Source organism: Deltaproteobacteria bacterium (assembly GCA_016875225.1).
In the GTDB taxonomy this organism is placed as follows: domain Bacteria; phylum Myxococcota_A; class UBA9160; order SZUA-336; family SZUA-336; genus VGRW01.
Map to the genome: position 1 here is coordinate 1 of VGRW01000025.1, position 21,541 is coordinate 21,541.

Below are 21,541 nucleotides of genomic sequence, written 5' to 3' on the forward strand. Positions count from 1 at the left end.
ACCTACCTGTACGCGTGCACGGAGTGGATCGACGACGCGTTCCAGGGCAAGGAGCTCCTGCACGAGATCTACTCGCGGCTGATGAACCCGACCTCGACGTGCCTCGCGAACCACGTCGTCGATGTCGAGTGCGGGGGGCTGGCCGGCGAGTACTTCGCCTGGAACTTCAACTCCGGAATGGCCGCGATCGACGCCGTGCTCGCGCACCTGGTCGGCTACCGCGACGTCGTGCTCGCCAGCCGCAACGTCTACGGCGGCGCGCACCAGCTGCTGCAGGACTGGTACGGAAAGCGCAGCAACCTCGACATCGCGGTGCGCTTCTTCGACGGAACCGGCACGGCCGACTTCGCGGCCGCGCTGGCGCGTACCCGCGAGGAGCTCGGCGACCGGATCTCGCAGGGCCGACGCATCTACGTGTACCTGGAGTCGCCCTGCAATCCGCACGGCTACGTGCTCGACGTCCCGGGGATCTGCCGCGCCGCGCACGAAGCGGGCCTCGAGGTGATCTGCGATTCGACCGTCGGCACGCCGTTCCTGCACCCGGTGCTGCGCCGCTCCGACCCGCGGGAGCGGCCGGACTTCGTGATCCACTCCTACACGAAGGACCTGGTCGGCACCGGCACGACCACCGCGGGCGTCGCGATCGCGAGAAACGAGCGCATGTTCCTGCCGAAGGGGTCCTCGCTCGAGGCGCCCGGCCCCGACGGTCGCATGCGGCGCTACGACTGGAGCGACACGCTGTTCTGGAACGTCTACTACGTGAAGGGCGCGTTCCTCGACGCGGACAAGGCGTTCGAGGTGATCAACGGCATGCGCACGCTCGAGCTGCGCATGCTGCAGAAGTGCATCGGGACGCGGGTGCTGGCGGGGGTGCTCGCGCGCCATCCGGCAATCCACGTGCGCTGCAACGCGGTGCCGGGCGACGAGAACGCGGAGCTCCGGGAGCGATTGCTCTACCTGGGGCTTCCTGCGCCGCTGTTCACGATCGACTTCCCCGGCGGGCCGGGCGAGGCGACACCGATCGGGATCGAGGCGTTCAAGCGCTTCTTCGACTGTCTGGAGCCGAGCTTCGGGCTGCAGGTGAGCCTCGGGCAGACGAACACGGTGGTGCTCTGCCCGGCGCTCACGAGCCACTCCGAGCTCGACGCCGACGCGCTGCGCGCGGCGGGAATCTCGAAGACCACGATCCGGATCGCGGTCGGCGACGAAGACCCGCGCACGCTGCTCGCGCACTTCATCCGCGCGGCGCAGCTCGCGCTCGATCCGATCCGTCCCGGCTTCTCGGCGGGCTTTCCTTCGCCCGAGGAGATCGACGCATTCTGGCGCGAGACCTACACCGAAACGCACCGGCGCCACGTGGCGGCGCAGCCTTCGATGGCCACGCTGCTGGTGTGAAAAACTTCGGAGGCGGCGCCGACCGCCTGGTCTGCGCCGCCCCCGACGAGCCCTCCTCAGCGAGCTAGCCCGCGGAGTGGCTCTGGAGCGAGAGGGAAGGGACCTTTCTCGCTTTTGAAAGAATTACCGCGTTCGCGTACGAGTTGGAATGCAAGTTGTCTTGCAGCGGTCCTGAATCTTTCCGGCGTGTTACCGTGCACTTGGGGAGGCGCGCTGTCGTCATGCAGACTGGACAGATCCGCGTGCTGATCGTCGAGGACCACGAACTGGTGCGGCGGTCGCTCGCGAGCGCAGCGCGCACCTGGGGCGGCGAGGTGCTCGAGGCCGGCTCGGTTCGCGACGGTCTCGATCAGCTCGAGCTCCGCCCGGACCTGGTCATGGTCGACGTGATGCTCCCGGACGGGAGCGGCCGAACGGTCGTCGAGAAGGCCGTGACGATGCGGCCGGCGCCGGCGGTGATCGCGATGAGCGGCGAAGCGTCTGCGGAGGAGGCCTTCGAGCTCGCCCGGCTCGGCGCGCGCCGCTACCTGCCCAAGCCGATCTCGCTCGAAGACCTGGCCGCGGCCTTCGAGGCGACCCTCGCCGACCATCCCGACCTCGCGCCGGTGGTCGCCGCGCATGTCGGTCACACGCCGATGCGGCAGGTGCTCGAGAAGGTGCGCGGCGTGATGGTCGACGAGGCGCTCGCGCGCGAGAACGGAAGCCGCAGCGGCGCGGCGAGGCGACTCGGCGTGAGTCGGCAGGCCGTGCAGCAGGCGGTGCGGCTGATCGAGCTCGCCCAGGCCCGGGGAGAGCGCCGCGGACGCGAATGAGCTGCTTCTCGCGCTCCTCGTCGGTGCGATCGCGGCGGTGGCTGCGCTTGCTGCGCTGGCGTTCGCGCTTCGCGGCCGACTGATCCGCGAGCGCGCGAACGCCGATGCGCTGCGCCGCGCGTTCGAGGCCCGTCTCTGGGAGGACTGCACGGAGCAGTTCGACACCCGCGACCCCCAGCTTCTCGGGCTGCGGCGGCTGGGCCACGACGTGAACAACGCGCTCTCCGCCGCGCTGCTCTCGAGCCAGCTCTTCTTCGACGCGACCCGCGCGGATTCGCCTTCCGCCGACGGCCGCGCGGATCTCGCGACCTCGGCGGAGCAGATGATCGACGCGCTGAAGCGCCTGAAGGCGCTGATCGAGAGCGAGCGAAAGCCGCGCGCGAACCCGACACCGAGCTCGGATCTGCTCCGAGCCGTCGAGCTGCCGCAGGCCATCGCGGACTGCGCCGAGCGCGCGCGCGAGCGGCACCCGCGGATCCGGCTCGTGGTTCGCGAGCCGGATCCGGACGCCCGCGGCCTGCGCGTGTCCGTCTGCTGCGGCGGCGAAGGCTTCACGCGCGCGCTCGACGCCCTGCTCGAGAACGCCTGCCAGGGGAGCGGAGTCCAGCCGAGTGGACAGGTCGAGCTCCGCGTGAGCGTGCGCCACGAGGTGGACGTCGCTGCGCTCGAGATCGCCGACGATGGCCCCGGCTTCACGCCCGCGGAGCTCGAGATGCCGATCGAGGCCTTCAGGACCTCCAAGCCCGGGGCGCTCGGCCTCGGCCTCTACACCGCGGAGCGTATTGCGCGGGCGAGCGGCGGCTCGCTCCGGCGCGAGAACCGTGAGTCGGGTGGCGCCGTCGTACGGCTCTTCCTGCCGCTCGCCGAGCCGCCCGCAGCCTCTCAGTAGACCAGGCCCGCGACCGCGGCGGTCAGAAAGCTCGCGAGCGACCCCGCGCAGAGCGCGCGAAGCGCGTCGCGTGCCACGTCTCCGCGGCGCTCCGGCGCGATCCCGCCGAGACCGCCGATCTGGATCGCGAGCGAGCCGAAGTTCGCGAAGCCGCAGAGCGCGTAGCTCGCGATCACGATCGAGCGCGGGTCGAGCCCGGCCCTGGCGTCGGCGAGCATCTGGAAGGCGATGAACTCGTTCAGAACCGTCTTCACGCCCAGCATCTCGCCGACCGTGGCGGCGTCGCGCCAGGGCACCCCGAGCACGAACGCGAGCGGTGCGAGAGCAACGCCGAGGATCCGCTCGAACGAGAGCCCGGCAACGCCGATCCACGCCCCGGTCCAGCCGAGCGCGGCGTTGGCGACGTGCACGATCGCCACGAACGCGACGAGCATTCCGCCGATGTTGAGCGCGAGCCGGACGCCGTCGGCGGCGCCGCTCGCGGCCGCGTCGATCGCGTTCACGGTCGTGCGCGGGATGTCGAGGTGCGCCGCCGCGCGGCTCTCGGGCTCGCCGTCTTCGGGCACCATGATCTTCGCGATCAGGATCGCGGCGGGCGCGGCCATGAAGCTCGCCGCTACCAGGTGCCCGGCGTACTCGGGCCCGAGCATGCCCATGTAGGCGACCAGCACCGATCCTGCGACCGTCGCCAGGCCCGCCGTCATCACGCAGAACAGCTCGCTCCGGGTGAGCCCCGGCACGTACGGCCGGATCATCAGCGGCGCCTCGGTCATGCCCAGGAAGATCTCGGCGATCGCGGCGAGCGACTCCGCGCCGCTGGTGCGAAGCGTCCGGCGCAGGCCGAGCGCGAGCACCTCGACCACCCGCTGCAGGATCCCGAAGTGCTGCAGCACCGCGAAGACGCTGCTCATGAAGACGATGATCGGCAGCACGCGGATCGCGAACACGTACGGAAGCCGCAGCGCCTGTCCGTCGGGTCCGAGCACCGACTCGGGCCAGGCGCCGAAGACGAACTCGATGCCCACGTTCGAGGCGCGGATGAACGAGGCGGCGCCGTCGTTCACGAGCGTGAAGAATTCCGCGCCGAACCGGGTGCGCAGCACGATCAGCGCGATCGCGAGCTGGAGCAGGAGCGCAATCCCGATCGGGCGCCACTGCACGCGCTTGCGGTCGGTCGACGCGGCCCAGGCGATCGCGAGCAAGCAGACGATCCCGAGCAGACCAGCGGCGCGTTCCAACGGGCTAGCTTCTCCCGGGGGGTGATCCGAGCAGGAGCGCCCCAAGGTAACGCGTCGCCTCCGCGGGGTCGCTGGCGTCGGCGATCGCGGAGATCAGCGCGGCGGCGACCGCTCCGCAGGCGCGCACGTCCGGCGCGTTCGCGGCGCTGATCCCGCCGATCGCGACCAGCGGCCGGCCTGCGAGCGCGACCGCTTCGCGCAGGCGATCGAGCCCGCGCGGCGCGTACTCCGAGGTCTTCGAGGCGGTTCCGAACACCGGGCCGAAGGCGACGTAGTCGACCGGTCGTGCCCGGCTCTCGCGAACCTGCTCGAGCGTGTGGGTCGAGAGCCCGACGAGGAGCCGCGCTCGCGCGTCGGCGGGAAGCCGCTCGGGCGCGAGATCGTCCTGCCCCAGGTGCACGCCGTCCGCGCCCGCGAGAAGCGCGAGGTCGAAGCGGTCGTTCACGAACAGCAGCGCGCCCGCCTCGTGCGCCCTTCGTCGCGCCTCGCGCGCGAGCGAGAGCGCGTCCCCGTCGCCCAGGTGCTTCAGCCGCAGCTGGACCACGGCTGCGCCGCCCGAGAGCGCGCCTTCGAGCTGCGCGCGCACGTCGTTGCGCCAGCGCGGATCGTCGTCGACGAGGACGTAGACGCCGCGAACCCTCTCGATCGCGGGGCGCGTCACGATTCGGTGTCGCCCCCGTCCGGCGTTCCGATCTCGAGCTCGGCGATCTTCTTGCTCAGCGTATTGCGGTTGATGCCGAGCAGCCGCGCGGCCTGGATCCGGTTGCCGCGCGAGTGCGCCAGCGCCTCGCGGATGATCGCGCGCTCCAGGCGCGAGACGAAGCTCCAGTAGGGCCCGCGGGCTCCGTCCTCCTCCCCGGCCTCCGGCCCCGAGGCGAAGCGCAAGACGAGCTCGCGCCGGGCGAGCTCCGCCCAGTCCGATGTCGCCGGAGCCTGAGAGGCGGCGGTCGCCTGATCGATGTCGTCGGGCGTGAGCACGGGACCCGCGGCGAGCACCAGCGCGCGCTTGATCGCGTTCTCGAGCTCGCGAACGTTTCCCGGCCAGGAGCGGCTCTGCAGCCGCGCCAGCGCAGCCTCGCCGGGCCAGCGGCGCGGCACGCCGAGCTCGTCCGCGAAGCGCTCGACGAAATGGGCGACCAGGTGCGGGATGTCGGCCTTGCGCTCGCGCAGCGGGGCCACGCGCAGCGGAACCACGTTCAGCCGGAAGTACAGATCTTCGCGGAAGCGCCCCTCGCGCACGAGCGCCTCCAGGTCGCGGTGCGTCGATGCGAGGATGCGCACGTCGATCGGAATCGCCTGCCGGCCGCCGAGCGGGCTCACCACGCGCTCCTGCAGCACGCGCAGCAGCTTCGCCTGCAGCGGCAGCGGCAGGTCCCCGATCTCGTCGAGCAGGAGCGTGCCGCCCTGGGCCTCGCGGAAGCGTCCGACGCGCGACTCGACCGCGCCGGTGTAGGCCCCGCGCTCGTGTCCGAAGAGCTCGGCCTCGATCAGCTCGGAGGGGAGCGCGGTCATGTTCACCGCCACGAACGGTCCCTCGCGCCGGCGCGAGTGGTAGTGGATCGCGCGCGCGACGACTTCCTTGCCGGTGCCGCTCTCGCCCAGGATCAGCACCGCGGCGTCGCTCGCCGCCACGCGGCCGATCGTCTTGAAGAGCTCGAGCATCGCGGGGGTGCGGCCGACCAGGACCTCGCCGCTGCGGAACGCCTCGCCCACCCTGCGCCGCAGCGCCGTCACCTCGCCGCGCAGGCTGCGCTGCTGGCGCACCTTCTCGATCAGCGCTTCGAGCTGCGGCAGCTCGAACGGCTTGGTCAGGTAGTCGAACGCGCCGCGCTTCATCGCCTCGACGGCGTTCTCGAAGGTGTTCTGCGCGGTCATGATCACCACCGGCGGAGCGTCCGCGCCGCGACTTCGCAGCTCGTCCAGCAGCTCGAGTCCGGACGGCCCCGGCATGCGCAGGTCGAGCAGCGCAAGGTCGATCGGCTGCGCGGAGAGCAGCGCGCGCGCCACGTTTCCGTCGGCAGCCTCGACGACCTCGTGCCCGGCGCCCTCGAGCGCGTCGCGAAGCACCAGTCGGATCGAGGGCTCGTCGTCCGCGACCAGGATCCGGCTCATGCGGGCCTTCGCAGCGGCAGCTCGACGCGCATTCGCGTGCCCATTCCGACCCGGCTCGTGACCACGATCCGCCCGCCCTGCTTCACCGTCCAGTGTTGCGCGATCGCGAGCCCGAGCCCGGTGCCGCCGCTGCGCCGCGTGAAGAACGGCGTGAACAGGAGCGGCAGGTCTTCGTCGGGAATGCCGGGCCCGGTGTCCTCGACGTCGATCCGCACCAGCCGCGCGCGCTCGGGTCCGACGCGCTCCAGGTGGTACGCCGACTCGATCCGGGTGCGCAGCGTGAGGGTGCCCTTGCCGTTCATCGCCTGCGCGGCGTTGCGCACCAGGTTCAGCAGCACCTGCGTGGTGCGGTCGGGGTCGAACTCGAATTCGGGAATGCTCGGGTCGTACTCGCGCGAGATCTTGATGCCGGTCCAGCTCTCGGCGCGGCCGTGCAGCTCGACCAGGTCGTCGATCACGCGGTGCAGGTTCGCGCGCCTCGGGCGCAGATCGCCGCCGCGGGTGAGCTCCGCCAGGTCGTCGAGCAGACGGCGCATGCGGTCGCTCTCGGCGCGGATCAGCTCCGGGTAGCGCAGCAGGGCCGCGTCGCCGAGCTTGGCCAGGAGCAGCTCCGCGGCGCCGCGAATGCCCGAGAGCGGGTTGCGCAGCTCGTGCGCGATGCCGGCCGCGAGCTGCGCGAAGAGCTCCGCGCGCGCGCGCTGGCCGATCAGGTCCTCGAGCTCGAGGCCGATCGTTCGGTCGCCAAGCGAGAGCACCGCGCCCGAGAGCTCGCCGCCGCTGCCGAGCGGCGAAGCGGCCAGGTCGACCACGAGCGGGCGCCCGCCGAGACGGTCCGGCACCAGACAGCCGTGCTCGGAGACGGTGCGCCGGTCCCGGAGCGCGGTCTCGAGCAGCCGCGTCGCCGGGTGCTTCTCGCCGAGCACGTCGCGAAGCGGCCGGCCCAGGGCGGAGACGGCCGACTGACCCAGGATCCGGCTCGCCTCCGGGTTCTCGAGCTCGACGCGGGCGTCGGCATCGATCGCGAGGATGCCCACCCGGAGCGAGCCGAGGATGTCGTCGAGGCGTCGGAGGGATTCTTCCATCGGAGCCGCCGGCGGTTTGGAGGGGAGCCCGAGCGCCTGCGGCTCTCGCCGCGGCGATCGCGGGGCGATCTGCCTAGGTTTTGGGCAGACTACCCCCGGGAGGCGTGATGCGCGAGGCCGGTGTCGAGGCGGAGCGGTCTTCGGTCGGCGTGGCCGAGGCGCGCGAGCTGATTCTCGCCGCGCTGCCCGCGCTCGGAGCGGAGTCCGTGGGCCTCGAGCGTGCGACCGGGCGCGTGCTGGCCGAGGAGATCCGCGCGCAGGTCAGGATCCCGCCCGAGGACAACTCGGCCATGGACGGCTACGCGCTCCGCGCCGCGGACGCTTCGAGCGCGCCGTCACTTCTGCGTGTCGTCGACGACCTTCCCGCGGGGCGCAGAAGCCTCCGCGCGATCGGCCCCGGCGAGGCGGCGCGGATCATGACGGGAGCGGCGATTCCCGAAGGCGCGGACGCGGTGGTGATGATCGAGGACACCGCGACCGAGGGCGACCGGGTTCGCGTCCGCCGCGCTGTCGCGGCCGGGCAGCACATCCGCCGCGCGGGGTCCGACGTGGACCCGGGCACGCTCGTCGCGAGCCCCGGCGACCGCCTGCGCCCGCCGCTCGTCGGCATGCTCGCCGCGCTCGGGCGCTCGCAGCTACTGGTGCGCGCGCGTCCGCGCGTGGCCGTGCTCGCGACCGGCGACGAGCTCGTCGAGCCCGACCGGCTGCGCGACGACGGCCGGATCGCGAGCTCGAACTCCTACACGCTGGCCGCGGGCCTGCGCGAGATCGGCGCGGAGCCGGTGTACCTGGGCATCGCGCCCGACGATCCCGACGCGATCGCGGCGCGCTTGCGCGAGGCGCTCCGCTGCGACGCGGTGATCTCCACCGGCGGCGTCTCGGTCGGCGACCACGACTGGATCAAGCAGGTGCTGACCGGGCTCGGCGGCGAGATGCGTCTCTGGCGCATTCGCATGCGGCCCGGCGCGCCGCTCGCGTTCGCGACCGTGGGCGGACGGCCGATCTTCGCGCTGCCCGGAAATCCCGTCTCGACGCTGGTCACGTTCGAGCAGTTCGTGCGCCCGGGCCTGCTGCGGATGATGGGACACAGACGCGTGTACCGTCCGGTCGAGCCGGCGGTTCTCGACGAGAGCTACGAGAAGCCGGCCGGCCGCGCGCATTTCGTGCGCGTCGTGCTCGAGCGGCGCGCGGACGGCCTGCACGCGCGGCCGACCGGCGAGCAGGCCTCGAACATCCTGCTCTCGATGGTGCGGGCGGATGCGCTCGCCTTCGTGGCCGAGGACCTGACGCATCTGCCGGTGGGCTCTCGAGTTCCCGTGCAGCTGCTGCACTCCGACGATCTGCGCGAAGAGCCCGGGCTTTGAGGCTCTCCCACGTCGAGGGAGCGGTGCTCGTCGGGGGCGGCTCGACGCGAATGGGCCGCGACAAGGCGACCCTGCTCCACGACGGAGCTCCGCTGGCGTCGAAAGTCGCGAGCGCGCTCGGCGCCTGCGTCGAGCGGGTGCGCCTGGTCGCGCGGCCGGATCGCAGCTTCGAGCTCGGACTGCCGTGCATCGTCGATCGGCACGAGGTCCGCGCGCCGATCGTCGGCGTCGCGGCCGCGCTCGCGGCCTGCGAAGCCAGCGCCGTGCTGGTCGCGGCCTGCGATCTCCCGGAGCTCGACCCGCGCCTGCTGCTAGCGCTGCTGGCGCTCGCGCCCGCCGACGGTGGCGCCGACGTCGTGGCGCCGCTGGGCCCGAACGGGCCCGAGCCGCTGCTCGCGATCTACCGGCCCCGCCTGCTGCCCGAGCTCGAGCGCCGCATCGCGCGCGGCGAGCTCGCGCTGCAGAAGCTGCTTCGCGACGTGAACACGCTCTACGTCCCGGAGCAGGACCTGCGCGCGCTCGATCCGGCGCTGGCGAGCCTGCGGAATCTGAATCGCCCCGAGGATCTGCGCGCCGGGACCGGCTAGAGCCGCAGGTGCGCGCGAACGCGCTCGATCAGCTCGTCGTCGGCGCGCGTCCGGCCGGCGAAGCGCGCGCGTTCGAGCTCGCGCAGCAGCGCGAGCGCCCCGGGATCGGGGCTTCGCGCGGCGATCTCGGCGCTGGTGAGCGGTGACGCGTCGAAGCCGTGGCGGACGCCGATTCCGGCGCGAACCGCGCGCGCGAGGTGCGGCAGACACTCGGCGGTGTCGCGAGCCGCGAGCGCGGCGTCGAACGCCATGCGCGGCGACGGCGCGCCCTGGCCCGGCAGTCCGGCGAGCTGCGCGCGCCGCCAGCGCACCAGGTAGGCGGCGCTGGCGGCGAGCGCGAGCGCCGCGGCGAGCGCGAGCCCGGCGAGCGGAATCGGCGCGGCTTCGCGCGGCTTCGCGCGCTCGGTCCAGGGCGTTCGCTCCTCCGGCTCGGCGCTTCCCGCGAAGACCGAGCAGAGCTGCGGCTCGCTGGCCGCGATCGCGAGCGCTCTCGCTTGCGGGTCGAAGTACGAGAAGCGAACCGGCTCGATGCGCACCTGGCCCGCGCGCGCGGGCACGAGCGCGTAGCGGAACGTGCGGCGGGTGGTCGCGCGTCCCGCGCTCTCTCCGATCGAGAGCAGGGGCGGCTCCGGAAACACCTCGACGCCGTCTCCGACGAGCGGCTCGAGCGCGGGCGGCGCAGCGTCCCAGACGTTGCCCTCGCCGCTGAGCTCGATCGTGAGCGAGACTGCCTTGCCCAGGCGCAAGCGATCGTCGCCGAGCGCCGTTCGCACTTCGAGCCGTCCGACGAGCGCGTCGTCGGGAACGCCGCTGGGAAGCGCTCGCACGCGAAGCTCCGCGCCTGGTACCCGTATCGCGCGTTCCGCGCCGCCTTCTCCGGCGATCAGGAGCCGGGAGTCGTCGATCTCGATCGCGCCGGTGCGCGTCGGGAAGAGCGCGCGTCGGAACTCGGTGCTCGGCCGGCCGCGCTCGTCGGGCGCAAGCCCGCGCGTTCCCAGCCGCTCGGCCCAGAACCCGTCGAACGGCGGCGGCTCCCAGCTGGCGCGTGCTCCCGCCGGGTGGCGCACCCGCACCGCGAGCACCACCTGCTCGTGCCCCAAGACCTCGGCCCGGTCGAGCTCGACCTGCACCTCGAGCGCCTCGGCGTCGTCGCCGCGCGCCGCGCCCGAGCCGAGGGTCAGCAGCAGAAGCAGCGCCGCGCCGCGCGAAGTCACCAGGTCCTCCCGCCCGGTCGGCCGCGCGGCCTTCCGTCGAACTCGCTCGTGATCTGGCGGCGCAGCGCGTCTCCCACCGGCTCGTCGAGCGTCGCGAGCCAGCGCTCGGCCTCTCGCTCGTCGAGCCCGCCGGGCGCGGGCTCCGGCTCGCCGCGAGCGCTCGACTCGCCGCTCGGCGCAGGCTCCTCCGAGTCCGACTCACTTCGCTCGTCCTGGTTCGGCTCGGTCTCGGGCACGGGCGGGAGCTCGACGATCTTCTGCAGCGCGAACTCGTAGTTCCACTTGGCCTCGATCTCGTCGGGCCGCGCGAGCAGCGCCGCCCAGTACGCGTCGCGCGCCTCCTCGAAGTGCTCCTGCGCCACGAGCGTGTTGCCCAGGTTGAAGCTCGCGCTGAAGCGTGCGAGCTCGTCGTCCGGATCGACCGCGCGGAGCGCCTCCAGGTAGGCGCTCGCGGCCTGGTCGATCCGCTCCAGCCGGTAGAGCGCGTTTCCGATCCGGATCTGCGTTCGCGCGTCGCTCGCGCCGACGCGCTCGGCTTCGCGGTAGAGCGAGAGCGCCTCTTCCGCGCGTCCGGCCGAGAGCGCCGCGTCGCCGCGCGAGAGCCAGCTCGAGGTCGGGCCGAAGGCCGCGGTCGCCAGCGCAACGGCGGCGGCGCCCGCGGCGGCTGCGCGGCGCCGCCCGAGCCCGCGTAGCGGCGACGAGCCGGCGCCCGAGAGCCAGAGCTCCGCCGCGAGCGCGAGGCCCGCGGCGACGAGCCAGGGCAGGAGCGGATCGGAGCCTTCCGGGCGCGCCGGCTCGGGCTCCGCGCGAGGCGCCGGTGGCGGCAGCAGATCCTCGGTCGTCGGTCGCTCCTCGATCTCGAGGAAGTACACGCCGCCGGTCTCGGACGCGATCCGACGCAGAACTGCGTCGTCGCGCCGCGAGAGCGTCGGCTCGCCGCGCCGCACCGCTTCCGCCAGCGCGAGCGGACCGGGCACCGCCGCGCCCGCCGCGGTTCCATAGCCGACCGAGACGACGCGCGCGCCGAGCCGCGCCAGCGCCGCGATCTGCGCGTCCAGCGCGGGGCCGAAGTGCTCGCCGTCCGAGAGCAGCAGCACCGTGCGCGGCCGGCTCGAGCGCGGGTCGAAGGCGCGCGCGGCCGCCGCGAGTCCGCGGCCGAGCTCGCTCCCGCGCGCCGAGATCGTCTCGGAGTCGAGCGCGCGCAGATAGGTGATCACGGCGTCGCGGTCGTGCGAGAGCGGAAGCGCGATGAACGCCTCGCCCGCGAACACGACCAGCGCGAGCCGGACGCCGTGCGCTTCCTCGGCCAATTTCTCGGCCGTGCGCAGCGCGCGGCGCAGCCGCGATGGCGCGACGTCGGAGACGTCCATGCTCGACGAGCCGTCGATCGCGATCACGACGTCGGCGAAGTCGTGCGAGAGCTCCTCGGGCGACTCGGATGCGCGCCCGAGCGCGATCGCGACCAGGAACGCCGCGAGCGTGAGCGCGAGCGCGCGCGCGATCCGTGTCGCTGGCGTCGGATCCCGACCCAGCCAGCCGAGCAGCTCGCGCCGGCCACGAAGCGCCGCCTGCGCGGCGAGAACTCCGACCGCGCCGGCCGCGAGCCACGCGATGCCGCTCACGGCAGCCTCCGCAACATCCCGTGCGCCAGCCCCGCTTCGAGCAGAAGCAGGGCGAGCGCGAGCGCGAGCGCGTGGGGAGCGAGCGTCGCGTGCCGGTAGCGCGGCTCGATCGCGGTCGGCCGCGCCTCGAGCCGGTCGATCGCGGCCGCGACGCCGGCGAGATCTTCCGGCCGGCGGGCGTGGAAGAAACGACCACCCGTCGCGGAGGCGACACTCTCGAGTGTGGGGCGATCCAGATCGACGCGCTCGAAGCGCATCGGGGTGCCCCGGCCCGGCTGCGCGAACGGCACCAGCCCCGAGCTGCCGACTCCGACGGTGTGGATGCGCACGCCCGCCATCGCGGCGAGCTCCGCCGCGGTCTTCGGAGCGAGCTTTCCGGAGTTGTGGCGCCCGTCGGTGACCACCACGAGGATGCGCCGACCGTCCTCGGGGCCGCCGGGGATCGAGAGCCTGCGCGCGCCGAGCCCGATCGCCTCGCCGAGCGCCGTCGCGTCGCCGACCAGCCCGGCCTCGACGCGTTCGAGCGCCTCCTGCACGAGTCGATGGTCGACGGTGAGCGGGCACTGCGTGAACGCGTGCTCGCCGAACGCGACCAGACCGATCCGGTCACCGCCGCGCGCGCGCACGAGCTCCGCGACGGCTCGCTTGGCGAGCTCGAGCCGCGTCACCTGCCGCCCTTCGAGCTGCCCGTCGAGCGCGAGCATGCTGCCCGAGGCGTCGAGCGCGATCAGCAGATCCACGCCGGTTCCGCCCGCCGGGTTCTCCGGCACCAGCCCGATCGGGCGAGCGGCCGCCAGCACCAGCAGCGCGAGCGCGGTGATCCGCAGCGCGACCGAGACCAGGAACGCGAGGTCGGGCCGGACCCGCGAAGGATTCGCCCCCGCGCTCGGCACGCGCAGCCGGCGCGGCCCGATCGCGAGCACGAGCCACGCGAGGAGCGCCACGCAGGCGAGCCCCGCGAGCAGAAGTCGCGGGGCCTCGACGCCGTACGCCGCCGCCTCGAGCGGGCTAAGCGCGGAGATTCGCCACATTCCGCACCCGCTCTCGCGCCGTCGACGCGAGCTCTGCCACAGGCTCGAGCCGGGGTCGTTTCGCGAAGCGCGCGCGCTCGAGTGCCGCGAGCACGCGAACCAGCTCGCGGTCGACCGCCGCGGGCAGCTCGGCCGGAGTCGCGCTCGACGTGTCGATTCCCCACACGCCGGCGACGAACTCGAGCAGGGCGGCGCGCATCGCGCCCGCGGCGGCGCGCGCGTCGGCGTCGCGATCGGGATCGCCGAGCTCCGCGAGCGCCCTGCGGCCGGTCGCCTCGAGCCGCGTCGTCGCCTGGCGGAGCGCCCGCGCCCGACGGCGCAGCGCGCGCAGCGCCGTCGAGCCGGCGGCGATCGCGAGCGCGACCGCGATCCAGACCCAGACGGGCGTCGGCGCGATCGCGGGCGCCGCGCGGATGTCGAAGACCGCGGCGCGTTCGGGCAGGTCCGCGCGCACCGACCGCACCGAGACCGGAATCCCGCCCACGCGAAGCGGGCGCAGCTCCCCGTCCGATCCGAGCAGCGGAATCTCGAGCCAGGGCAGGGCCAGCTCGCCGACCTCGCGCGCCCGCACCACCCAGAGCAGATGGTGACGCAGTCCGGTGTCGGTGCGGACGGGCTCCACCAGTCGGACCGAGTCGGATGCGAACGCCGCGTCGGACGGAGCGGACGGGGTCTGCAGCGCGAAGCCATCGGGCGTCTCGACCTCGACGGTGACGCCGATCGGATCGCCCACCCGTGCGCGGCTGCGGTCGAGCGTGACGCGCGCGCCGATCCCCGGCTCGGGGATCGCGACCTCGCCGCACGCCGCCGTGACGAGCGCGAGCAGCGCCAGCCGCGCGCCTCGGGTCAACTCCGCCTCCGCGCGCGCTCCTCGAAGAAGCGCAGCAAGCCGGGCAGTAGCCGCGTGCCGCTGTCGAGCGTGGCGCAGTCGGCGCCGATGGAGCGCAGCACCGCTTCGGGAAGCGCCGCTTCGAGCAGGGCGTCCGGATCGCGGCCGCTCCGCCAGAGCCGCGTGCGACGCACTTCTGCGTCGCGCACGCGGACCGGGGGCAGCCGCCGGTCGGTTTGATCCGCCGGGTCGCGAACGCGAAGGGCGATCAGATCGTGCTTGATCGCGCAGCGGCGCAGCACCGCGCCGGGATCGGCAAACAGGAAATCCGAGATCAGCGCGACCAGTGAGTTCCGCGGCAGCCGCTCGGCGGCCCAGCCGAGCGCGGGCGCGGCGTCGGTGCCGGAGCCGGAACCCGAGCCGGGCGTCGCGAGCGCTCGGAAGATCCGCTCGAGCGCGGCCCGCCCGGTGCCGGGCGGAAGCGCCTGCACGAGCCCGTCCGAAAAGACCGCGAGCGCGACGCGGTCCTGCGCGGCGGTCGCGGCCGCGGCCAGCGCGGCCGCCGCGCGGCGCACGGCTTCGAGCTTGGTCTCGCCCGCGAAGCCGAATTCGAGCGAAGGGGACAGGTCGACCAGAAGCGCGACCACCAGGTCGCGCTCCTCGCGCATTCGTTTCACGATCGGGCGCCCCAGCCGCGCGGTCGCGTTCCACTCCAGCCAGCGCACGTCGTCCCCCGGCGCGTAGTCGCGAAGCTCCTCGAATGTGAGCCCCTGCCCGCGGAAGGCGCTGCGGTAGGCGCCGGTGAGCGAGGTCGAGACGTCGCGGCGCGCGCGCAGGCGCAGCGCGCGCGAGGCGCGAGCCGCGTCGCTGCGGATCGGGTCCGGCTTCACGGAGTCTGAACCGAGGCCAGCACCTGGCGCACGATCGCGTCGGGCGTGCAGCCCTCGGCCTCGGCCTCGTAGGAGAGCAGCAGGCGGTGGCGCAGGACGGCAGGCGCGACCCGCTTCACGTCCTCCGGAAGCACGTACTCGCGTCCCTCCAGGAAGGCGCGCGCGCGGGCGGCCTCGATCAGGTAGATCGACGCGCGCGGCGAGCCGCCGAGCTCGACGGCGTCGAGCTCGCGGCTTTTCTCGACCAGGCGCACCGCGTAGTCGACGAGCGACGGCTCGACGTGGAGCGCGCGCACCGTCTGGCGCAGGCTCATCACCTCGACCGCGCCGATCGCGATCTCGGGCTGCTCGAGGTCCGCCGGCGCCGTGCGGCTGCGCACGATCTCGATCTCCTCCTCGCGCGACGGGTAGTCGACGCGGAGCTTCAGCATGAAGCGGTCCACCTGCGCCTCGGGAAGCCGGTAGACGCCCTCCTGCTCGACCGGATTCTGTGTCGCCATGACCAGGAACGGCTCCGGCAGGCGCAGGCTCTCGCCCGCGAGCGTGACCTGGCGCTCCTCCATCGCCTCGAGCAGGGCGCTCTGCACCTTCGCCGGAGCGCGGTTGATCTCGTCGGCGAGGATCACGTTGTGGAAGAGCGGGCCGCGGTGCAGGCGGAAGCTGCCGCTCGCGGGCTCGTACACCTGCGTGCCTAGCAGATCCGCCGGAAGCAGGTCCGGCGTGAACTGGATGCGCCGGAAGTCCAGGTCGAGCACGCGCGCGAAGGCGCGAACCGCGGTCGTCTTGGCCAGCCCGGGCACGCCCTCGACCAGCACGTGCCCCTGGCAGAGCAGCGCGACGAGCAGACCGTCGACCAGCTCGCGCTGACCGACGAGCACGCGCGCCATCTCGCGCCGGATCCGCTCTACCGCGTCACTCAATGCTCACCCGAGCCCGAGTCTACCTCAGGGCTGCGCAGGGCTGGGTGTGGAATCGGGCTCGGCGGCCTCTGCGCCCGTCGGAATCAACTTGCCCAGCGTGCGCACGCCCTTCATCACGGCGTCGGACGCGAAGCCGACCGCATCGCGAATGCGCTCGGGCGGGAGCGGCGTCACGCGCATGTCGTCGCGCGGTCCGTCCAGGCGGAAGTAGAGCGCGAGCAGGTTGCGATCCTTGCCGAGGATCACGTTGCGCACGATCGGCAGGCTCCCGATCACGGAGTCGAGCGTCTTCAGGAACAGCAGGGCGACCACGAACTCCGACTCCTTGGTCGGCGTATTGAGATCCATCTCGCCGCTGCCGAGCATGCGCAGCTGCGGGCCGAGCAATTTGGCATCGGTCATCGCGAGTCGACCCTCCGCCAGGCCGAAGTCCGCCGAGAGCCGGTCGTAGGGAAGCGGCCGGCCGAGCAGGCCGCTGACACCGGAGAGTGACGGAAGGCGCGCGAGCGCGACCAGCCCGGGGAGCTTGGCGACGCTGCCGGCCCGAAGCTCGACGTGGAGCTCGAGCCCGCCGTCGACGGCGAAGCGCCCGCTCTTGCGCAGCGCGCCGGAGAGGCGTCCCTCGGCGTCGCCGCGCCCGACGATGCTCGCCTCCGGAAGCGCGAGCGCTGTCGCCACGGGAGCGGCGTCGAAATCGCGAAGCTCCAGGTCGAACCCGAACGGCGCGCGATCCGGCTCGCCCAGCGCCACTCGACCCGAGCCCGAAAGCGAGCCGCCCGCGAGCTCGGCGGAGAGGCTCGAAAGGCGCACGTCCGCGCCCGTGGCTTCGATCCGCGTGCGCAGGTTCGCGGCGCGGAGATCCCCGAGCGCGAGCCGATCGAGCGCGATCTCGCCCGAGAGCCAGGTCGGGCCGCGGATCGCCGCGCCCGTCGACGGATCCCGGAGGTAGCGGACATCGACCGAGACGCGATCGGCCTGCGGGTCCCAGCGCACGTCGAGCTCGGCCGGCGCGCCGCCGAGCACTCCGCGTACGCCCTCGCTGGCGATGCCGCCGCCGGGGAAGCGAAGCCTTCCCGACGCGTCGCGAAGCGGCAGCACGAACGCCGGATGCCGCAGCGCCAGATCCGTGAAATCGAGCGCGGATTCCCTGCCGTCGCCCGGCTCGTCGCCGACCAGTCCGTCCACCGCGGCGCCGAGCCCGGTGAGCGGCATTCCCGGCCCGCCGATCACGCTGTCCTCGTCGTCCGGAAGGTGGGCGAGTCGGTCGAGCCCGTCGATGCGCACGTCGATCTCGGGCGTCGCCTCGCCGTCGTCGGTCATGCGCAGCTCGTGGATCTCGAGCACGTTGCCGGCGATTCGCAGCTCGCCCGACATGTTCTCGAGCCGCGTCTCGGGCTTGGGCTTGTAGATCCCGTCGCGCGCGCGAAGCTCGAGCCGGAAGGCCTCGGGCGCGAGCGGCGCGTCGAACGAGAGCCGCGCGCCCGCGGTGGTTCGCGGCACGTCGATCACCAGATGCGCGTCCGCGACGGTTCCCGCTTCGATCCGCTCCGCGACGCGCCGCCAGGTGGCGATCTTCATGCCCAGCAGCGTCAGCGGATTCAAGCGGTCGCGGCGCCCGGGCGCGAAGTCCGCGAGCCGCACGTCGAGCGCGATCCGACCCGGGCTGCGCGTGTCGAGCGCGAGCGAGCCGCTGGCGACCAGATCGTCGAGCTCGAGCGGCCGAAGCTCGAGCGAGAGCACGCTCCCATCCCAGTCGACGTCGGTGGCCAGTCTGGCGCGGGCGGGCGCGATCGGCCGGTCGAGCGCGGGCACGCGCAGATCGAGCTTGGCGAGCTCGAGGTCGAGCTTGCCCTTCACCGCCCCCGACTCGTGCTCGTAGGCGAGCTCGAAGCTGCCGCTCGCGAGGCCGCGCGCGCGCACGGCGGTCTGGGGCGCGAGCGACAGGTCGAGCCCGACGACGCTGCCGTTCGCTTCGCCTCCGCCGCGCCCGGCCGAGAAGCGCAGCGACAGCTCGCCGAAGGCGCTTGCGCCGCGCGAGATGCGCGCGTTCGCCTCGCCCTCGATCCGCCGGCCGAAGCCCGCGCGCCTGGCCTCGACGCGCAGGCCGCGAATCAGCCAGGGCTCGCCCGCGCCGGGATCGTAGGCGACCTCGCCGTCGCTCACCGAGAGGCCGATCGGCGGCAGGCGTTCCAGCTCGAGCTCGGGTCCGGCCGTTTTTCCTCTCGCGTGCAGGCGCAGCACCGGGCGATCGAGCACCCAGTCGAGCGGCAGGAACTGACCCGCCAGAAGTCTCGGCCAGGTCTGGCGGCCGAGCGCGCGCTCGACCTCGAGAAGCGGCGGCTGATCGGGCAGCGCGGCGTCCGTGACGCGGACCTGCACGAGCTCGATCTCGAGACTCGTTCCGGGCCGGAGCGACATCGACCCGATCTCGACGTGCTTTCCGAGCACGCTCGAGAGCGCACCCGCCACGAACTCGGTGTCCGCGCCGTAGATCAGCGCGGCCAGGCCGCCTGCCGAGGCGAGTCCGAGCAGCAGGGCCGCGACCAACAGCCGACGCCAGATCCGCCGCGCGCGCCCGGCCCCGGGCCTGGAATCGGGCTGCGACAGGTCGTCCCCCTCTCACCGAACGAGTCACCGAGCGATGCGGTCCGGCTGCGCATCAGCTGCCGGCACGCGGCGCGCCAAGTCTCGCGCAAGACCTTTGCAAATTCGCGCGTGGCGGTCGCGTCTGCCGCGTGCGGGGCTGCGGCGTCCGGGCGGCGTAAACGCTGGCCAGAGCTAAAGAAGCGCTTTCGCGGTCCCGATCGTATGCGGTGAATACGCAATGGGGAGCGCCTATGAGGGTGGGCACCCCTACTTGACCGGGAGGAGCTCCACGGCATGGAGCACATGGGCTTCACAGAACAGATGGACGACGGGCATCCCCGCAAGCGGAATCGGGTACGCGAGCTGCGCGAGAACAAGCTCATGACCCAGGCGCAGCTGGCCAAGAAGGCCAGGGTCGCCCTCCGCACGATCCACTCCGTGGAGAAGGGAATGAACTGCCGGATGGACACCAAGCGCAAGATCCTGATCGCGCTGGGCATGCGCTTCGAGGACAAGGACCAGGTCTTCCTCGACTGAGCTCGACTCAGAGCTCGTGAAGAGAGACACGGCACCCGCAATCGGGGCGTGTCTCTTTTTCGTTCCGGGCGGCCGAGCAGCTAGACTGCCGCAATGGCGGGCGCGTCCACGAATTTCCTGCGCGACGTGGGGCGGCTGCTCACGCGCAGTCACGATCTCGAGGAGACGCTCGCGAACGTCGTTCGCCTGGTCGCCCGCTGGATGCACGCGTCGGCGTGCTCGATCTACCTGCTCGAGGAGGACGGCGAGACGCTGATGCTTCGCGCCACGCGCGGCCTGAATCCGGAGGCCGTGGGAAAGGTGAGCATCCGCGTCGGGCAGGGCATCGCCGGGCGCGCGCTCGCGCAGCGCGAGACGATCGCCGTGCCGGACGTGCGGCTCGAGCCGCGCGTGTACGCGGTCCGGCTCTCCGGCGAGCAGCGCTTCCGCTCGCTGGTCGCGGTTCCGCTGCTCGTGCGCGGCGAGCCGGTGGGAGTGCTCACGGCGCGCACGACGCGCGTGCGCGTCTTTCCGCGCGCACAGCTCGAGCTGCTCGAGATGATCGCCGCCCAGGTCGGCTCGATCGTGCTCTCCGCGAGCCTGCTCGATCGCGCGCTGCGCGAGGGCGCCCCGGGGCGGCCGCTCGTCGCCCGCGCGCCGGAGCCGTTCCCGCGCGGGACGGTGCTTCGCGGCGTGGGAAACTCACCCGGGATCGCGCGCGGACGCGTGCACCTGCTCGCCAAGCGCCTGGACCTGGCCGCGATCGAGTACCAGCCGGCGCGAACGGCGGCTGCGGAGTGGCGCGCCGTGCAGCACGCGCTGCGCGAGACCGTGCGGCAACTGAACGATCTCCGCGGCGCGGTGGGCGAGCGCTTCGGCGAGGAGCTGGCCGACGTCTTCACCACGCACATCCTGGTCCTCGAGGATCAGGGATTCCGCGCCAAGCTGCGCCGCGCCGTCGACCGCCACGGCAACGGCGCGCGCGCGTTGATCGAGACGATGCAGGGCTACGCGGCGATCTTCGCCGCGACGCCCGATGCGACCGTGCGCGAGCGCGCGGCGGACCTCGAAGACGTGCTGCAGCGCGCGGTCGGAGAGCTGGTCGGGATCCGCCTGCACAATCCCCCGCTGCGCCACGGCGTGATCGTGGTCGCTGAGCAGATCGCGCCCAGCGAGTTCGTCCTGCTCGAGACCGAGAAGATCGCCGGTCTCGTGACCGAGCACGGCGGGCCGACCAGCCACGCGGCGATCTTCGCGCGTTCGCTCGAGATCCCAGCGGTGTCCGGCGTGGCGGGGATCGCGCGCCGCCTGCGCCCCGAAGACCAGCTGATCGTCGACGGACTCGACGGCGTCGTGATCGCCAACCCGACGCGCCCGCAGCGCGCCGAGTACGCGGTGATCGCCGAGCGCTACGGCAAGACACGCGGCCGGCTCGACGAGCTCCGCGGGCTGCCGAGCGAGACGCGCGACGGGCGCAAGATCCGCCTCTCGGCGAACGTCGGCGGGCTCTCCGACCTCGACCTGGTCAAGCGCTACGGGGCGGAGGGCATCGGCCTGCTGCGCACGGAGGTGTTCGCGCTCGGCGCGCGCGGGCTGCCCGAGGAGGACGAGCAGCAGCGCGCCTATCTGCGCGTCGCCGCCCTGATCGCGCCCGACCCGGTGGTGATCCGCTGCTTCGACCTCGGCGGCGACAAGGCGCTGCCGGGCGAAGCGATTCGCGAGGCGAACCCGCAGCTCGGCTGGCGCGCGATCCGGATCCTGCTCGACCGTCCGGAGCTGTTTCGCGCGCAGCTTCGCGCGATCGTGCGCGCGAACACGCAGGACAATCTGCGCATCATGCTGCCGATGATCGCCTCGCTCGAGGAGCTCGAGCGGTCGCGCGAGCACCTGGTCGGGGTCTGCGCGGAGCTCGGCGCGAGGGTGCCACCGCTCGGAGTCATGATCGAGACGCCCGCCGCGGTCAGCATCGCGCAGCACCTGGCCCGGTGCGCGGACTTCTTCTCGATCGGCACGAACGATCTGATGCAGTACACGCTCGCCACCGACCGCGAGAACGAGCGGGTGGCCGGAGTCTACGATCCGTTCCACCCGGGCGTGCTCGCCCAGATCCAGCGCGTGGCCGACGTCGCGCGGGAATCCGGCACGCCGTGCTCGGTCTGCGGCGAGCTCGGCGGCAATCCCGTCGCCGCGCCGCTGCTGATCGGAATGGGGATCGACGAGCTGTCGATGGCGCCGTTCTCGACGCTGGCCCTGCGCCAGGTGGTGCGCCGGACCGACGCCGCGGCGATGGCGGAGTGCGCGCGCGGGATCGCGCAGGACGCGCGCGCGAGCGACGTGCGCGAGCGGCTGGCCCGCAGCTACGAGTCACTCGGTCTGTTCGCAGACCCCGATCTCGGCGCTCTGATGCGGCACCTGCTCGGCGCGCGCGTTGACAGGCGAGACGGCCCCCGATAG

The 21,541-nt window shown here is 73.0% G+C and carries 17 protein-coding genes; 7 read left to right on the top strand and 10 right to left on the bottom strand.

The window, feature by feature from the left end:
- From FJ108_08335 to FJ108_08345, 3 genes are all read left to right on the top strand, one after another.
- The coding region (locus FJ108_08335) for a Cys/Met metabolism pyridoxal-phosphate-dependent enzyme (protein ID MBM4335906.1) at nucleotides 1-1,395 on the top strand (1,395 nt) is incomplete at its 5' end.
- A 221-nt stretch (nucleotides 1,396-1,616) separates the two neighbouring features.
- Nucleotides 1,617-2,207: a response regulator gene (locus FJ108_08340; protein ID MBM4335907.1), complete on the top strand. Its 591-nt coding sequence runs from the start codon at nucleotides 1,617-1,619 to the stop codon at nucleotides 2,205-2,207.
- Nucleotides 2,208-2,244: 37 nt separating this feature from the next.
- Nucleotides 2,245-3,096 carry a HAMP domain-containing histidine kinase gene (locus FJ108_08345; protein MBM4335908.1) on the top strand — a complete coding sequence of 284 codons (852 nt, stop codon included), beginning with the start codon at nucleotides 2,245-2,247 and terminating at the stop codon, nucleotides 3,094-3,096.
- On the opposite strand, the gene FJ108_08350 is transcribed toward FJ108_08345, so the two are convergent.
- From FJ108_08350 to FJ108_08365, 4 genes are read right to left on the bottom strand one after another with little or no spacing between them, the layout of a single operon-like run.
- Nucleotides 3,090-4,379 (bottom strand): NupC/NupG family nucleoside CNT transporter, encoded by a 1,290-nt coding sequence (locus FJ108_08350; GenBank protein MBM4335909.1) that lies wholly within the window; start codon nucleotides 4,377-4,379, stop codon nucleotides 3,090-3,092. The two genes, FJ108_08345 and FJ108_08350, sit on opposite strands and share 7 nt — an antisense overlap.
- Complete coding sequence (gene thiE, locus FJ108_08355) at nucleotides 4,339-4,998, bottom strand: thiamine phosphate synthase (protein ID MBM4335910.1); 660 nt, start codon at nucleotides 4,996-4,998, stop codon at nucleotides 4,339-4,341. Before thiE ends, FJ108_08350 begins: the two co-directional genes overlap by 41 nt.
- Nucleotides 4,992-6,446 carry a sigma-54-dependent Fis family transcriptional regulator gene (locus tag FJ108_08360; protein MBM4335911.1) on the bottom strand — a complete coding sequence of 485 codons (1,455 nt, stop codon included), beginning with the start codon at nucleotides 6,444-6,446 and terminating at the stop codon, nucleotides 4,992-4,994. The genes thiE and FJ108_08360 overlap by 7 nt, the downstream gene beginning before the upstream one ends.
- A complete protein-coding gene (locus FJ108_08365) occupies nucleotides 6,443-7,528 on the bottom strand; it encodes a PAS domain-containing protein (GenBank protein ID MBM4335912.1) in 1,086 nt (361 codons plus the stop codon). The genes FJ108_08360 and FJ108_08365 overlap by 4 nt, the downstream gene beginning before the upstream one ends.
- Before the next feature lie 107 nt (nucleotides 7,529-7,635).
- On the opposite strand from FJ108_08365, the gene FJ108_08370 reads away from it, so the two are divergent.
- Nucleotides 7,636-8,892, top strand: coding sequence for a molybdopterin molybdotransferase MoeA (locus tag FJ108_08370; GenBank protein ID MBM4335913.1), 1,257 nt, complete (start codon nucleotides 7,636-7,638; stop codon nucleotides 8,890-8,892).
- The gene (locus tag FJ108_08375; protein MBM4335914.1) at nucleotides 8,889-9,479 is read left to right on the top strand and encodes a molybdenum cofactor guanylyltransferase; all 591 of its coding nucleotides are present in this window, start codon (nucleotides 8,889-8,891) and stop codon (nucleotides 9,477-9,479) included. Before FJ108_08370 ends, FJ108_08375 begins: the two co-directional genes overlap by 4 nt.
- Here the strand turns inward: FJ108_08375 and FJ108_08380 are convergent.
- The 6 genes from FJ108_08380 to FJ108_08405 all read right to left on the bottom strand — a co-directional run bounded on the left by FJ108_08380 (nucleotide 9,476) and on the right by FJ108_08405 (nucleotide 18,532).
- Nucleotides 9,476-10,795 carry a protein BatD gene (locus FJ108_08380; GenBank protein MBM4335915.1) on the bottom strand — a complete coding sequence of 440 codons (1,320 nt, stop codon included), beginning with the start codon at nucleotides 10,793-10,795 and terminating at the stop codon, nucleotides 9,476-9,478. The two genes, FJ108_08375 and FJ108_08380, sit on opposite strands and share 4 nt — an antisense overlap.
- Nucleotides 10,690-12,315, bottom strand: a complete 1,626-nt coding sequence (locus FJ108_08385) for a VWA domain-containing protein (protein ID MBM4335916.1) — start codon at nucleotides 12,313-12,315, stop codon at nucleotides 10,690-10,692. Before FJ108_08385 ends, FJ108_08380 begins: the two co-directional genes overlap by 106 nt.
- The gene (locus FJ108_08390) at nucleotides 12,312-14,036 is read right to left on the bottom strand and encodes a VWA domain-containing protein (GenBank protein ID MBM4335917.1); all 1,725 of its coding nucleotides are present in this window, start codon (nucleotides 14,034-14,036) and stop codon (nucleotides 12,312-12,314) included. The genes FJ108_08385 and FJ108_08390 overlap by 4 nt, the downstream gene beginning before the upstream one ends.
- Nucleotides 14,037-14,192: 156 nt before the next feature.
- Nucleotides 14,193-15,116 carry a DUF58 domain-containing protein gene (locus FJ108_08395; protein MBM4335918.1) on the bottom strand — a complete coding sequence of 308 codons (924 nt, stop codon included), beginning with the start codon at nucleotides 15,114-15,116 and terminating at the stop codon, nucleotides 14,193-14,195.
- The gene (locus FJ108_08400) at nucleotides 15,062-15,952 is read right to left on the bottom strand and encodes a MoxR family ATPase (protein MBM4335919.1); all 891 of its coding nucleotides are present in this window, start codon (nucleotides 15,950-15,952) and stop codon (nucleotides 15,062-15,064) included. The genes FJ108_08395 and FJ108_08400 overlap by 55 nt, the downstream gene beginning before the upstream one ends.
- Before the next feature lie 57 nt (nucleotides 15,953-16,009).
- Nucleotides 16,010-18,532, bottom strand: coding sequence for a hypothetical protein (locus tag FJ108_08405; protein MBM4335920.1), 2,523 nt, complete (start codon nucleotides 18,530-18,532; stop codon nucleotides 16,010-16,012).
- Nucleotides 18,533-18,865: 333 nt separating this feature from the next.
- Between FJ108_08405 and FJ108_08410 the strand changes: the two genes are divergently transcribed.
- Both FJ108_08410 and ptsP read left to right on the top strand, forming a co-directional pair.
- Nucleotides 18,866-19,108, top strand: coding sequence for a helix-turn-helix domain-containing protein (locus FJ108_08410; GenBank protein ID MBM4335921.1), 243 nt, complete (start codon nucleotides 18,866-18,868; stop codon nucleotides 19,106-19,108).
- A gap of 93 nt (nucleotides 19,109-19,201) precedes the next feature.
- Nucleotides 19,202-21,541: a phosphoenolpyruvate--protein phosphotransferase gene (ptsP, locus tag FJ108_08415; protein ID MBM4335922.1), complete on the top strand. Its 2,340-nt coding sequence runs from the start codon at nucleotides 19,202-19,204 to the stop codon at nucleotides 21,539-21,541.